Below are 13,610 nucleotides of genomic sequence, written 5' to 3'. Positions count from 1 at the left end.
GCTCCGCCGGCGGCGCCGCGACAGGTCGTCCGTTCGACCGCGGCGCCGTCGTGGCGGGTCGCGCCCCGCGGCGTAGCCGCACATGAATGCTGCCCCGCGCCCCTCTGGGGCGCGGCCCACTGACCGGGAGTCCCCACATGACCGGTAGCCGACGGAAGAGACCCGTCGAAGTCTCCGATGCCATCGAGCCGCCGAGCAACGTCGAGCTGGTCGTCGGCGTGGTGTCGGTGACCGTGCTGGTGGAGGTTCTGGGGGTGCTGTCCGGGTCCGATGTGTGGCTGCTCGGGCTGCTGGTCTTCCTGCCGGGGACGGCGTCGGCGCTGTGCACCGTGCGGCAGACGGGGTTCGTCGCCGCGTGGACCTCGCTCGTCGTCACCACCACCGCGGTGGTGCGGGCCCCGGTCGGCGGGCACTGGCTGGACCGGCTGTTGCTGGTGCTGTTCACCCTCGCGCTGGGGGTGGCCTCCGTCTACGCCTGTCATTGGCGCATCCGGCGCGAGCACGAGATGCTGCGGCTTCGCTCCACCGCCGCGGCCATGCAGCGGCACATCCTGCACCCGCTGCCGCTGGTCACCGAGGACGTGCTGGTCAACGGCGTCTACGAGCCCGTGCAGGAGGACCGGCTGGTCGGCGGGGACATCTACGACGTGGTCGACTCGCCCTTCGGCACCCGGGTGCTGATCGGCGACGTGCAGGGCAAGGGGCTGGCCGCCGTGGGCGCCGCGTTCGCCGTCATCGGCGCCTTCCGTGAGGCGGCCCACCGGGAGCCCACGCTCACCGCGCTCGTCGACGCCCTGGACGCGGCGGTCGTCCGGCACAACTCCTACGCCGAACAGACCGGCGACGACGAGCGGTTCGTCACCGCGCTCATCCTCGGCGTCGACGCGGGCGACGAGGTGCAGGTCGTCAACTGCGGCCACATTCCTCCCCGGTTGATGCACGAGGGCCTCGTCACCACACCGCCGCTGGACTCCGGTGTCCCGCTCGGTCTCGCCGAACTAGCCGTCCAGCCCACGACCGTGGACTGGTTCGACTTCCCGGCCGGTTCGACGCTGCTGCTGACCACCGACGGCCTCACCGAGACCCGCGCCACCGACGGCACGTTCTACCCGCTCGACGAGCGGCTGACCAAGCACCTCGGCCTCTCCCCCACCGAACTGCCCCGGGCCCTGCACGAGGACGCCCTCGCGTTCACCGACGCCGACCGCCGGCACGACGACATCGCCGTCCTGACCGTCCGCCGCTCCCCGCGCCTGTGAGCACAGCGTGCTCGGTCGTGCCGGTTGGCATCAGAGCTCCGGCATGGCTCCCGGCAGAGGCGACGAACATGGATCCGGCCGCGGTCTCCCCGCCCCCCGCGGGCGTCAGCCTGCGCCAGTTGCTGATGCCCCTGGGCGACTCGCTGGTGGAGGTGGAGGCCGCTCCCGCCGGACTGGACGTCGAGATCCAGGGCGTGGCACTGCTCGATCCCGAGGACCCGCCGACGGCACAGCCCGGTGAGCTGGTCCTCGTCATCGGGGCGCGCGGCCGGGCCGCCTTCCCCGCGCTGCGCGCCGCCGGTCGTGACGGAGACCGCCGCCGAGGCCGGGATCGCCCTGCTCTCACTGCGCGGCGAGGCCCGCCGGGAGCAGGTGAACGCGCTGGCCCGCGCCCCCCTCGACGACGCACCGCCGGGCGAGTACGAGGCAGGGGCCGAGGAGGGCGACCTGTTCTCGCCCGCCCAGACGACCGCCGTGCTGACCGGCGGCATCGTCAGCATCGAGGACGCCGCCAACCGGGTGCTGGCGTACTCCCGCTCCACCGACTCCGACGAGATCGACGACCTGCGGCGGCGCTCCATCCTCGGCTGGCAGGGCCCTGAGGCGTATCTGGCGAAGCTGCGCGAGTGGGGCATGTTCCAGCACCTGCACTCCAGTGGCAAGGTGATCGGCATCGACAGCCACCCGGAGCTGGACATCCGGCGCCGGCTCGCGGTGGCCATCCGCTCCGGGGAGCGGCAGCTGGGCACCATCCGGGTCCAGGAGGGCTCGACACCGCTGTCCGAGCACTCGGAGCGGGCACTGCTGGGTGCCGCCCGGGTCGCCGCCCACCACCTGGTGCGCCGCCGGAGCAAGGGCGGCGGACGCATCCAGGTACTGCTGTCGGTACTCGTCGCCGCGCTGGTGATCGCCGTCTCCCTGGTTCGCGAACGCATCCGCCGCAGCGACGCCCAGGACGCACTCGCCTCCCGGTAGCCGCAGCGAAGGTCCGGACCGTCCTCGGGGCTCCCCACCACTGCGGCGGGGAGCCCCGGCGCGTCAATTGTCCGCATCCGGGCGGGGTTTCACTGACATCAGATGTGAGCATCCACACCTCCTTCACCATTGCGCCACCCGCCCCCGCGCGGCAGAGTGTTCGAACTGCCGGAGACGGCAGGCGAGTTGCCCGTGCGCGTCACGGCATGGCCTCGCGGACGAAGCGGAAGGAAGACGTGTGAGCCCGATTTCGGTCCGGGGACTGGCAGTGGCTTCGGCCTCCGCGGTCACCGCTGTCGGAAGCGTCGTCGGAGCCACCTCGCCCGGCACCGCGCAGTCGAACGACGCCGAAGCGACGGCCGCCGGCTCGACGCTGCTCGCGGACTTACCCGCAGGGCAGCAGGCCCAGGTGCAGACCGCGTCCCTGACGCAGCAGGCCGACGCCCAGGGCGTCCAGGCGGACGCGAGCGCCCGGAAGGACGCCGAGGAGGCGGCCCGCAGGGCTGCCGCCCAGACCGCGGTCGCGAAGAAGGAAGCCGCGCAGAAGGCCGCGGCGGAGAAGGCTGCGAACAAGCAGACCGAAACCAAGGCGGCCGCCGACCACAGCAGCACGGTCGTCCCGGCCAAGAGCTCGTACACCGTCGCCGAGATCCAGGCGATAGCCCGGCAGATCGTGCCCGGCGGCCAGTTCCAGTGCTTCAGCAACATCGTGGACCGCGAGTCCGGCTGGAACATGCAGGCCCTCAACGCCTCCTCCGGCGCCTACGGCCTCATGCAGGCGCTGCCCGGCTACAAGTACGCGTCCGCCGGCTCGGACTGGCACACCAACCCCGCCACCCAGATCAAGTGGGGCCTGAACTACATGAACAGCACGTACGGCAGCCCCTGCCAGGCCTGGGCCTTCTGGCAGACCCACCACGCGTACTGAGCCGCGGCACCGCGCCAGTCGTACAACTGCGGTACACCTGACTTTCACCTGAATGTGAACCGGTCCCAGGCATCCCGAGCGGTGTCCTCGCCCTCTTGCACGTCGTACGGCTGACGCGCGTTCGGGAAGGTTCGTCCATGGGGGTCACCACCTCGGAACTCATCAGGCCTGTCCGGAGCACGGACGGCCCGCCGCCTCGGCGCGGGAACGGGTTCAACGCCCGACTGGCCTGGTGGACGATCATGCTGGCGGCGACGGTGCTGTTCACCTGGGACATCCAGCACAGCACCTACCACTCGTTCTACTCCGAGACCGCGCGCAGCATGACGGAGAGCTGGAAGGGCTTCCTCTTCGGCTCGTTCGACCCGGGCAACACGGTCACCATCGACAAGCTCCCGGGTTTCCTCTGGCCGCAGGCCCTGTCCGCGCGGATCTTCGGCTTCCATCCGTGGGCACTGACCCTGCCGCAGGTCGTCGAGGGCGTCCTCTGCGTCGCCGTGCTGCACCGCGCCGTGCGCCGCTGGGCGGGGGAGAGCGCGGGACTCCTCGCCGCCGGCGCCTTCACGCTGACGCCCGTGGTCGCGGGGATGTTCCGCACGGAGGTCGAGGACCCGGCGTTCACCCTGTGCGTCCTGCTGGCCGCGGACGCCACGTTGCGCGCCGCCCGCGAGGCCCGGTTGCGTCCGCTGCTCATGGCCGGGCTGTGGGTCGGTCTCGGCTTCCAGGCCAAGATGCTGGAGGCCTGGGCGGTGCTTCCCGCACTCGGCCTGCTCCACCTGGTCTCGGCCCCGGCGACGCTGCGCCGTCGGCTGACCCACCTGGCGACGGCCGGAGCGGTGTGCGTCGCGGCGTCGGCTTCCTGGATGGTCCTGGTGGCCCTGACCCCGGCCCAGGACCGCCCGTTCATCGACGGCACGACCGACAACTCGGCGTTCAGCCAGGTCGTCGGATACAACTTCCTCAACCGTTTCGCCAGCCTCGGCATCAGCGCCAAGGACACCGGCAGCGTCGCCGCCACGACCATGGCCGGCACCGCGCCGGCACACTCCGGCGGCCAGTCCGCCGGCCTGTGGGCCAAGATGTTCGGCCCTTCGCTCGCCTCCCAGGTCGGCTGGCTCTACCCGGTGGCCGCGCTGTCCGTGGTGTGCGGCCTGGTCTGGCTCCGCAGCAGGCACCGTACGGATCCGCTGCGGGCGGGCTTCCTGCTGTGGGGCGTGTGGCTGGCCACGTACTTCCTGGTCTTCAGTGCCGGCGCGGTCGGCGCCCACACGTACTACATGGGAGTGGTGGCGGTCCCGCTCGCCGCGCTGTTCGGCGGCGGCACCGTGCAGTTCTGGCGGGCCTGGCAGCGCGGAGACCGGACCCGCTCGTGGGCACTGCCGACGGCGGCGGTCAGCACCGTGGCGTGGTCGGCGTTCATCGCGACGCGGTACTCGTTCCTGCCCTGGCTGGCCCCCGCCGCGGCCGTCGCGGGGACCGCAGGGCTGCTGCTGCTCGCCGTGTCGCGCACCACCGGCCGGCGGGCGCCCTACCGGATCGCGGTACTGGGGGCGGGGGCGGTCATCGTGGGCATGCTGCTGCCGTCCGCCGCCTGGGCGTCAACCGTCCTGGATCCGAAGTACGGCCACTCGGGCATGGGCGCGGCCGGACCGGTCTCCACCTGGCACCACGTCCGGCACGGCTGGGCCAAGACCCGCGCCTCGGTGTACGACCCGGCTCCGGACGACAGCTCCCCCCGTGCGAGGAGTCCGCACAGGACCGCAGTCAGATACGACTACCGGACGGCACTCACCCCCGAACAGCAGCGCTTCCTGGCCTTCATGAAGGCCCACCAGGGCCATGCCACCTTCGTCTTCGCCACGACCAGCTGGCGCTCGGCCTCCCCCTACATCCTCTTCGCGGGCGCCAAGGTGCTCCCCATGGGCGGCTTCACGGGTGCCGCACCCACGCCCACCAGCGCCGGGTTCCACGACCTGATCGCCACCGGCCGGCTGCGCTACGTCGTCCTCGGCGGCGCACCGACCGCCCCGGGCCGCGCCGCCGCGCAGTGGGTACGCGCCCACTGCATACAGATGCCTCACCAGACGTTCCGTGTGTACGACTGCGCGCCGAGGTCCGCCACGCCAAACGGGCACTGACACCTTGGTGAAATTGCGGAGCGTGGCGTCCGTAAGGGTTTCACAAGAAATTCTCAGCCAAGTCAAGCGCCTGCCCTCACCTTCGTGAGACAGAGTGATCACTGATGGAGCGCATCTCACGCATCATGGTCACCTCGCGTCACGCGTTGCTAGGCGTCGTGATGATGTTCACCCTGGCCTCGTCCGTGGCGGCCGCGGAGGTCGGGCACAGGCACCCGGGGCGGGCGTCGGAAGTCCCGTCGTCCGGCGGAAAAGCGGGCTCCGCGGGACAGGCGCGACCGCCGACACAGGCCTTAGGGGCCACCGTCGACGTCGTAGCCGATCGGGCGTCGGCGCGGATCGGCGCGCTGTTCGGCGCGGACCGGGCCGACGACCTGGCGGGCGGACATCTGTGCACGGCCTCGGTGGTGCACAGCCCGCAGCGCGACCTCGTCGTCACCGCCGCGCACTGCGTGGGCGACGCCAGTACCGATCTGGTGTTCGTGCCGGGCTACCGGGACGGGCACGCGCCGTACGGGGTGTGGAAGCTGGACCACCGCTATCTGCCCGACGGATGGACCAAGGACCAGGACGAGGACAGCGATCTGGCCTTCGCCACCGTCGACGAGCAGGACGGCAGGGCGATCGAGGACGTCGTGGGGGCCAACCGGTTCACGCCCGGCACGACCACGGGCGCCACCCCCGTGACCGTCGTCGGCTACCCCGACTCCCGGGAGACGCCCATCAGCTGCACCAACAAGCCGACCGCATACAGCAGCACCCAGCAGCGCATCGACTGCCCCGCCTTCACCCAGGGCACCAGCGGCAGCCCCTGGATCAACGACGCCGGCCAGGTCGTCGGCGTCCTCGGCGGCTACGACCAGGGCGGCGACACCGACGACGTGTCCTACAGCGTGACACTGGGCAACCAGGCGGCCGACCTGTACAAGACGGCCATCAGCAATCCGTGATCCACACGACCGCCGAGGCGGAGGCGCCGAGGCGGTCAGGCACACCGGCACGCCGCCGTCAGGTGTCACACAAACGCATCCAGCGGGTCTGCCATTGTCGGCAAACCCGCTGGTGAACACCGTCGGGACGACAGGATTTGAACCTGCGACCCCTTGACCCCCAGTCAAGTGCGCTACCAAGCTGCGCCACGTCCCGGTGACCGTCTGACCTGGGGTTTCCCCCGGCCGAACGTGCATGGAAACCATACCGCACTCGGGTCGATGGTCGCGCATGGCTTTTGCGCGCGGCTGACGGGGAGTAGTCAGCCCGCGTGACGTGAGGCCGGGGGGCCGGATCGGATGGGCGACCCGGGGCCGCGGGCGAGCCAGGCAGACGGATGTCCGCCGTCAGCCGGTCGACTCCGAGCGCGGCCTCCGGTCCGCCACCCCCGCGCCCGCGCCCTGCGCCGGGGCATCGGCGCGCACCAGGTTGCGTATCGCCGGTACCGACAACAGGGAGATCGGGACGGCGAAGCTCATCGCTGCGGCGGCGAGGAGGACGTGGTCGGCGCCGACGGCCGTGGCGGCGGGGCCGGCGAGGGTCTGACCGACCGGCATCATCGCCAGGGAGCCGGCGACGTCGTACGCGTGGATGCGGTTGAGGACGTCGGGCGGGACCTGGGTCTGGACGCTCGTCGCCCACATCACGCCCCAGAAGGACATCCCGGCCCCGGCGACAGCGGCTCCGGCCGCCATGGCCGGTACGCCGAGCCCGGCCCCGACGGTCGCCGGGAACCCCACGAAGGCGAACAGGGAGACGGCACCGGCGCGCAGCATGCGGCGGGGGCGCAGGCGCAGCGCGAGGAGGCCGCCGATGACGGTGCCGGCGCCGAGGGCGGAGTTGACCAGGCCGTACGCGCGCGGGCCGTGCTGCTGGACGACCTGCGTCGCGACCAGCGGGACGGAAGGGCCCCAGACGGCGATCATGTACACGCACCAGATGGCGATCACGCCCCACAGCCAGGTGCGCGCCCTGAACTCCCGCCATCCCTCGATCAGATCGGCCCGGAAGGCCTTGCCGCCGCCGTGTCCCGTCGGGCCGCTGACCGGGGCGAGCGGGGGCAGGCGGAGCAGCAGGAGGCACAGGGCGCTGACCGCGTAGGTAGCGGCATCGGCCGCGAAGACGCCGCCGGGTGAGGCGAAGCCCACCAGAACGCCGGCGAGCGCGGGGCCGACGAGCTGGGCCGCGGACTCGGCGATGCGTATGGCGCCGTTCGCGCCCTGCATGTCGGAGGCGAGGCGGGGCACCGTACTGGCGACGCCGGGTTGGAACACGGCCCCGGCGACACCGCTGACGAACCCGATGGCGCAGATTTCCCAGAGCACCACGTGACCGGAGTAGAACAGCGCCGCGGCCAGGGACTGTGTGCCGAGGCGTACGAGGTCGGCGCCGATCATCAGCTTCTGCGTGCTGAAGCGGTCGGCGACCACCCCGCCGAAGATCACAAGGCCGGCGAAGGCGACGGACCTCGCGGCCATCGCGAGACCGACCGCGCCCGCTCCGTACCCGTGCTGCAGCAGACCCGCGGCGAGGGCGACGGGCAGCATGGTGTCACCGAGCCGGGCGACGGCACGCGCGACGAAGAACAGTGCGAAGCCCCGTGACCACACCGGTCGCCCGTCTCCCCGGGCAGCCCGGCCTTCGGCAACGATGTCATGCGATCCGCAGGCCGCTCCTTCCGAGCCGCCCTGCTGTCGTCCCGCCCCGGCCCCTGAGTCCGATGGCTGTGATGACATCCCGGTCACCCGGTCCCACTCCCCTCCCCGAAGCTCCGTCCGCCGCAATCCCCGCACCCCGACGTCTCGGTGGTAGCCGAAGCCCCCTCCGCCCCGGCTCCCACCCGACTTCGGATCATGTCACGCGGCACTGACAACGCTCGAAGCGTTTTCAGTCCGCGCCCGGAAGCCCCAACTCCGGGTAGGCGTCGAGCAGTCGGGGCGGGGCCGCCTGGCGCCAGGAGTCGGCGAGGATGTCGCGCAGCTCCCCCTCGTCCTCGATCGCGGCGAGGCGGGCCCGCACCCAGGCGAACTGCGCCTCGTGGTCGGCGATCCAGAACTTGCCCGGCTCGGCCAGCACCAGTTCGTCGCGCTCCTCCTTGGGGCAGCGCACGGCGATGGAGGTCTCGTCCTCGGGCAGCGTGGCGAACATCTTCCCCGCCACCCGGAACGTGGGCATGCTCCAGGCGATCTTCTCCGTCGTGTCCGGCAGGGCAAGGCAGATACGGCGTACGTCTTCGGCATCCGGCATGCTCCGCACCGTAGCCGCTGCCACTGACAATCACCTGGTGAGGACGTCGGGCAACTACCTCACGCGGCCGGCAGGTCCCAGCTGCTTGAAGTAGATCGACGTCGGGCGCAGCACGCCGTCCGGGGCGGCCGCGTAGTCCGGTATCGCGCCGATCCGGGTCCAGCCGGCCGCGTGGTAGAGGTGCTCGGCGAGGCTGTCGGTCTCGGTGTCCAGGTGCAGCAGGGTGATGCCCGCCGCGGCGGCCGCCTTCTCGGCAGTGGTCAGGAGTGTGCGGCCGAGGCCCTGTCCCCGGGCGTCCCGGTGCACCATCAGCTTGACCAGTTCGGCGCGGTGGCGGCTGTTGGGCTTGTCCGGGAAGGCCAGGCTGACGGTGCCCACCACCCGCTCAGCGTCGCGCGCCGCCCACACCGCGAGCTGCCCGGCGGCGACGGCCGCGGCGCGCTCCTTCCACCAGGCGAGGGCCTCCGCGCGGTCGAGCGGCGCGAGGAAGCCGATGGAGGCGCCGCCGTCCACGGTGTCGACGAGGAGGTCCGCCAACGCGTCCACGCGCGCGTGCAGTTCGTCGCAGTCCAGCCTGTTCACGATCACGGCAGCACCACCGCCAGGACGTACCGCACGTCGTCCGGTCCCGCGCACCGGAACCGCGTGGGGCCCCACACCCGCAGCCGCAGACAGTCCCCGGTGCCGAGGTGGTGCTCCACCTCCAGCGCCGTCACCTCCAGTGCTCCTTCCAGAACCCAGATGTGCTGTTCAAGGCCGGGCACGGGCGGCCGGTCGTACGCGATGTCCGCGCCCGCGGTCAGCCGTCCCTCGACGAGTTCGCCGCGCAGCCCGGCGTGCGGCGGCGACACGGAACGTCGTACGAAACCGGAGGCCCTGTCCTCCCAGACCTGCTGCTCGGCGGCCGGTACCAGCAGCGCGGGCTCCGCCTCCACCTCGCTGAGCAGCTGGGACATGGTCCGCCCGTACACACCGCACAGGCGGTTCAGGAGCGAGGCGGTGGGGCTGATCTCGGCCCGTTCGGCACGGGAGAGCGTCGAGCGGCTGATGCCGCTGCGCTCCGCCAACTCCCCGAGGGACCAACCCCGTTCGGCCCGCAGCTCGGACAGCCTGGCACCGAGCCGGGCGTCGACCGGGTCGGGCCCGGCCTCGGCGACATCTTGTTTCATATCTGGGATGTTATCCCAGATCAGAGACGCTCAATCTTGTGGCTCGCGTCACATGGCGGGGCCTCTACGCGCGCGCCGCCTCGTCCAGCGCCTCCAGCACCGGCCTGATCAGCGGGTGCTCCTCGGCTCCCCGGCGTACGGCAGCGAAGACCCGGCGGGTGGGTGCGACTCCGTCCACCGGACGTACGACCACGCCCGTGAGGTCCATTCCGCGCAGCGCCGAGCGCGGGACGAGGGCCACGCCCGCGTCCGACGAGGCGAGGGCGACGACGGCCCGGAAGTCGTCGGAGGAGTGTTCCAGGCGTGGCTGGAATCCGGCACTCTCGCAGGCCAGGACGACCACTTCGTGACAGGGGTTGCCGGGATACGGGCCGATCCAGGGGTCCTTGGCCAGGTCGGCCAGCGGGATCTCGGGGGCCTCCGCCAGCCGGTGGTTCACCGGGACGACCGCGTCGAAGGGCTCGGCGTACAGCGGTACGTGGGTCAGGCGCGGGTCGTCGGCGGGCGGCGCCCCGCGGTACTCGACCGCCACCGCGACGTCGACCTGTCGGTCCAGGACCATCGGCAGGCTGGCGTCGCCCTCGGCGTCCTGGACGCGGATACGGATGCCGGGCGCCAAGGAGGCGAGGCGCGCCACGGCCGGCGCCACGACCAGGGCGATCCCGGTCGCGAAGGAGGCGACGGTGACCGTGCCGGCGGCGCCCGAGCCGTAGGCGGCGAGCTCGGCCTCCGCCCGCTCCAACTGGGCCAGGACCGCGTTGGTGTGGCTGAGCAGGATCTCGCCGGCCGGGGTCAGCCGTACACCCTTGGCGCTGCGCTCGACGAGTCGGTGGCCCGTCTCCTGCTCCAGCGCCGTCAGCTGCTGGGAGACGGCGGAGGGCGTGAGATACAGCGCGGCGGCAGCCGCCGTCACCGTGCGGTGGTCGGCCACCGCACGGAGGATGTGGAGCCGCCGCGCTTCGATCATGGGATCGATTATCTCAATATGTCCGGGACGGCCGGATCAGGCCTCCAGTTCCGCCCGTGCCGCCACGAAGGCGTCGACGGCACGGTTGACGTCGTCCGTCGAGTGCGCGGCGGACAGCTGCACGCGGATGCGGGCCTGCCCCTGCGGCACCACGGGGTACGAGAAGCCGATCACGTACACGCCCCGCTCGAGGAGCAGCTCCGCGAGGCGGCCCGCCTTGGTCGCGTCGCCGATCATGACGGGGGCGATGGCGTGGTCGCCGGGGAGGATCTCGAAGCCCTCCTCGGTCATCCGGCGGCGGAACAGGGCGGTGTTCTCGGCGAGACGGACGCGCAGGTCGTCCGCCGACTCGAGGAGGTCGAGGACCTTGAGCGAGGCGGCGGCGATCACCGGGGCGAGAGTGTTCGAGAAGAGGTACGGCCGTGAGCGCTGGCGCAGCAGCGCGACGATCTCGGCGCGGGCCGCGACATAGCCGCCGGACGCGCCGCCGAGCGCCTTGCCGAGGGTGCCGGTGATGATGTCGACGCGGTCCATGACGCCGTGCAGCTCGGGGGTGCCGCGGCCGCCGGGGCCGACGAAGCCGACGGCATGGGAGTCGTCGACCATGACCATGGCGTCGTAGCGGTCGGCGAGGTCGCAGATCTCGCCGAGCGGTGCCACATAGCCGTCCATGGAGAAGACGCCGTCGGTGACGATCAGCCGACGCCGGGCGTCGGACGCGTCCTTCAACTGCCGTTCCAGATCGGCCAGATCACGGTTGGCGTAGCGGAAGCGACGCGCCTTGGACAGACGGATGCCGTCGATGATCGACGCGTGGTTCAGGGCGTCGGAGATGACGGCGTCCTCGGCGCCGAGCAGCGTCTCGAAGACACCGCCGTTGGCGTCGAAGCAGGAGGAGTACAGGATCGTGTCCTCCTGGCCGAGGAAGGCGGACAGGCGCGCTTCCAGTTCCTTGTGCACCTCCTGGGTGCCGCAGATGAAACGGACCGACGCCATGCCGTAGCCCCAGCGGTCCAGGGCCTCGTGCGCGGCGGCGACGACTTCGGGGTGGTCGGCGAGGCCGAGGTAGTTGTTGGCGCAGAAGTTGAGGACCTCGCCGGGGCGGCCGCCCGCGGTGACGTTCACGGTGGCGGACTGCGGGGTGCCGATCACGCGCTCGGGCTTGTGCAGGCCGGCGGCGCGGATCTCGTCGAGGGTGGCGCGCAGGTCGTCGCGCACGGAGTCGAACATGGGGAAGCTCCTGAAAGTGCTGACGGATGAGGGGAGTTACACGGTCCAGTCGAGGATGACCTTGCCGCCGCGGCCGCTCGCCGCGTCGGCGAACGCCGCCTCGAAGTCGCCGTAGCCGTACCGGCCGGTGATCACGGGTGACAGGTCGAGGCCGGCTTCCAGCAGCACCGACATCGCGTACCAGGTCTCGAACATCTCCCGGCCGTAGATCCCCTTGATGGTGATCATCGAGGTGACGATGCGGGCCCAGTCGACCGGGAACTCCTGGGCGGGCAGGCCGAGCATGGCGATACGGCCGCCGTGCGTCATGTTGGCGATCATGTCGCGCATGGCCTCGGGGCGGCCGGACATCTCCAGGCCGATGTCGAAGCCCTCGCGCAGCCCCAACTGCCGCTGTCCATCGGCGATTTCCGACTCCGCGACGTTCAGCGCGAGACTCACCCCGATCTTCCTCGCCAGTTCCAGCCGCTCCTCGCTGACGTCGGTGATGACGACGTTGCGGGCGCCCGCATGCCGGGCCACCGCGGCGGCCATCAGGCCTATCGGGCCGGCCCCCGTGATGAGCACGTCCTCGCCGACCAGCGGGAAGGACAGGGCCGTGTGGACGGCGTTGCCGAACGGGTCGAAGATCGCCGCGACGTCGAGATCCACCGGCGCCCGGTGCACCCACACATTGGCGGCGGGCAGGGCGACGTACTCCGCGAAGGCCCCGTCCCGTCCGACGCCGAGCCCGACCGTCGCCCGGCACAAGTGCCTCCGCCCCGCGAGACAGTTGCGGCACTTCCCGCAGACGAGGTGCCCCTCGCCGCTCACACGGTCACCGACGGCGATGTCCGTGACATCACGCCCGGTCTCCACGACCTCACCGACGAACTCGTGCCCGGCCACCAACGGTGTACGGATGGCCTGCTGCGCCCAGCCGTCCCAGGCCCGGATGTGCAGATCGGTCCCGCAGATGCCGGTCCGCAACACCTTGATCAGTACGTCACCGGGTCCGACGCCCGGCTCCGGCACGTCCGCGAGCCACAGTCCGGGCTCAGCCTTCTCCTTGACCAGCGCCTTCAACGCTACGGCTCCTGTGGGTGCGACCCCGGGCCCGGGCATGCCGAAGGCGCCCGTATCCGGGGAGAGGGGTGGAATCGCGTAGCAATCTGCCGCACCACGCCACCCCGGGTCCATCGAGCTTTTCTTAACCCGCGCCACAGCTCCGCTTCACACCCGCCCCGCAGACCTGCCTCGACGTGCGCGGCCGGCTCGATCACGGTTGCGCTTCTGCGGCTTTCGCCTGCTCGATCTGGGACTGTGCGGCCCCCTGCTCCAGGCGGGACACCTGGTAGTGAGCGATCGACCACCCCTCCTTCACGCGCTTCGCCAGGACGGAGAGCTTGACGGCGATCGGCGGCCGGTCGGTGAAGGTGAAGTCGACGTCCAGGTAGCCCAGCACCAGGTCCTCCGTGAACCGTCTGGTCTCGAGGATGCGGTAGGCCGCCTTCATGCCGAGGGGCTGGGAGTCGTAGTACTCGGCGACGCCCTGCCGTCCGACGCTGTACGGGTGCAGCCCCTGGAAGACGGCGTCCTCGGTGAAGTGGGAGGCGACGCGCTCCGGTTGGTGTGCGTCGACGTCGGACTTCCAGGCGTCGAGGACCGCGCTCAGGATCGTCTTGTCGTCCGTGGTGGTGGTCATGGCCGCTCCTTGGTGGGTTCTGA

Annotated in this window: 13 protein-coding genes and 1 tRNA gene; 5 read left to right on the top strand and 9 right to left on the bottom strand. The window is 71.4% G+C overall.

Annotation, left to right across the window (positions count from 1 at the left end; all coding sequences use genetic code 11):
* Positions 1 to 137: 137 nt before the first annotated feature.
* From ABD355_RS12990 to ABD355_RS12970, 5 genes are all read left to right on the top strand, one after another.
* A complete protein-coding gene (locus ABD355_RS12990) occupies positions 138 to 1,259 on the top strand; it encodes a PP2C family protein-serine/threonine phosphatase (protein WP_344400372.1) in 1,122 nt (373 codons plus the stop codon).
* A gap of 303 nt (positions 1,260 to 1,562) precedes the next feature.
* Positions 1,563 to 2,234, top strand: coding sequence for a hypothetical protein (locus ABD355_RS12985; protein WP_344400371.1), 672 nt, complete (start codon positions 1,563 to 1,565; stop codon positions 2,232 to 2,234).
* 238 nt (positions 2,235 to 2,472) lie between these two features.
* A complete protein-coding gene (locus ABD355_RS12980; RefSeq protein WP_344400370.1) occupies positions 2,473 to 3,162 on the top strand; it encodes an aggregation-promoting factor C-terminal-like domain-containing protein in 690 nt (229 codons plus the stop codon).
* Between the two features lie 137 nt (positions 3,163 to 3,299).
* Positions 3,300 to 5,300, top strand: coding sequence for an ArnT family glycosyltransferase (locus ABD355_RS12975; RefSeq protein ID WP_344400368.1), 2,001 nt, complete (start codon positions 3,300 to 3,302; stop codon positions 5,298 to 5,300).
* A 104-nt stretch (positions 5,301 to 5,404) separates the two neighbouring features.
* Positions 5,405 to 6,250: a trypsin-like serine peptidase gene (locus ABD355_RS12970; RefSeq protein WP_344400367.1), complete on the top strand. Its 846-nt coding sequence runs from the start codon at positions 5,405 to 5,407 to the stop codon at positions 6,248 to 6,250.
* A gap of 122 nt (positions 6,251 to 6,372) precedes the next feature.
* On the opposite strand, the gene ABD355_RS12965 is transcribed toward ABD355_RS12970, so the two are convergent.
* From ABD355_RS12965 to ABD355_RS12925, 9 genes are all read right to left on the bottom strand, one after another.
* Positions 6,373 to 6,446, bottom strand: a tRNA-Pro gene (locus ABD355_RS12965).
* A gap of 191 nt (positions 6,447 to 6,637) precedes the next feature.
* A complete protein-coding gene (locus ABD355_RS12960) occupies positions 6,638 to 8,026 on the bottom strand; it encodes an MFS transporter (RefSeq protein ID WP_344400366.1) in 1,389 nt (462 codons plus the stop codon).
* A 151-nt stretch (positions 8,027 to 8,177) separates the two neighbouring features.
* Entirely contained in the window at positions 8,178 to 8,537 is a 360-nt protein-coding gene (locus ABD355_RS12955; protein ID WP_344400365.1) for an MmcQ/YjbR family DNA-binding protein, read from the bottom strand.
* A gap of 54 nt (positions 8,538 to 8,591) precedes the next feature.
* A complete protein-coding gene (locus ABD355_RS12950; protein ID WP_344400364.1) occupies positions 8,592 to 9,125 on the bottom strand; it encodes a GNAT family N-acetyltransferase in 534 nt (177 codons plus the stop codon).
* Entirely contained in the window at positions 9,122 to 9,706 is a 585-nt protein-coding gene (locus tag ABD355_RS12945; RefSeq protein ID WP_344400363.1) for a helix-turn-helix domain-containing protein, read from the bottom strand. The genes ABD355_RS12950 and ABD355_RS12945 overlap by 4 nt, the downstream gene beginning before the upstream one ends.
* A 64-nt stretch (positions 9,707 to 9,770) precedes the next feature.
* Entirely contained in the window at positions 9,771 to 10,673 is a 903-nt protein-coding gene (locus ABD355_RS12940; protein WP_344400362.1) for a LysR family transcriptional regulator, read from the bottom strand.
* Positions 10,674 to 10,709: 36 nt separating this feature from the next.
* Positions 10,710 to 11,903 (bottom strand): glycine C-acetyltransferase, encoded by a 1,194-nt coding sequence (locus tag ABD355_RS12935; protein WP_344400361.1) that lies wholly within the window; start codon positions 11,901 to 11,903, stop codon positions 10,710 to 10,712.
* Positions 11,904 to 11,939: 36 nt separating this feature from the next.
* Entirely contained in the window at positions 11,940 to 12,968 is a 1,029-nt protein-coding gene (tdh, locus tag ABD355_RS12930) for an L-threonine 3-dehydrogenase (protein ID WP_344400360.1), read from the bottom strand.
* Between the two features lie 193 nt (positions 12,969 to 13,161).
* On the bottom strand, positions 13,162 to 13,587 hold the full coding sequence (locus ABD355_RS12925) for a nuclear transport factor 2 family protein (protein ID WP_344400359.1): 426 nt from the start codon (positions 13,585 to 13,587) through the stop codon (positions 13,162 to 13,164).
* Between the last annotated feature and the right edge of the window lie 23 nt (positions 13,588 to 13,610).

This window comes from Streptomyces longisporus (assembly GCF_039532765.1).
GTDB lineage: Bacteria > Actinomycetota > Actinomycetes > Streptomycetales > Streptomycetaceae > Streptomyces > Streptomyces longisporus.
The sequence above is the reverse complement of the archived record's forward strand: the minus strand, read 5'-3'. Positions and strand labels throughout refer to the sequence as shown.

Bases quoted from the DNA above. Each gene is read 5' to 3' on its own strand.
- ABD355_RS12975 (WP_344400368.1), top strand. From the start codon at position 3,300: ATGGGGGTCACCACCTCGGAACTCATCAGGCCTGTCCGGAGCACGGAC.
- ABD355_RS12955 (WP_344400365.1), bottom strand. From the start codon at position 8,537: ATGCCGGATGCCGAAGACGTACGCCGTATCTGCCTTGCCCTGCCGGAC.
- ABD355_RS12970 (WP_344400367.1), top strand. From the start codon at position 5,405: ATGGAGCGCATCTCACGCATCATGGTCACCTCGCGTCACGCGTTGCTA.
- ABD355_RS12960 (WP_344400366.1), bottom strand. From the start codon at position 8,026: ATGTCATCACAGCCATCGGACTCAGGGGCCGGGGCGGGACGACAGCAG.
- ABD355_RS12935 (WP_344400361.1), bottom strand. From the start codon at position 11,903: ATGTTCGACTCCGTGCGCGACGACCTGCGCGCCACCCTCGACGAGATC.
- ABD355_RS12925 (WP_344400359.1), bottom strand. From the start codon at position 13,587: ATGACCACCACCACGGACGACAAGACGATCCTGAGCGCGGTCCTCGAC.
- ABD355_RS12940 (WP_344400362.1), bottom strand. From the start codon at position 10,673: ATGATCGAAGCGCGGCGGCTCCACATCCTCCGTGCGGTGGCCGACCAC.
- ABD355_RS12945 (WP_344400363.1), bottom strand. From the start codon at position 9,706: ATGAAACAAGATGTCGCCGAGGCCGGGCCCGACCCGGTCGACGCCCGG.
- ABD355_RS12990 (WP_344400372.1), top strand. From the start codon at position 138: ATGACCGGTAGCCGACGGAAGAGACCCGTCGAAGTCTCCGATGCCATC.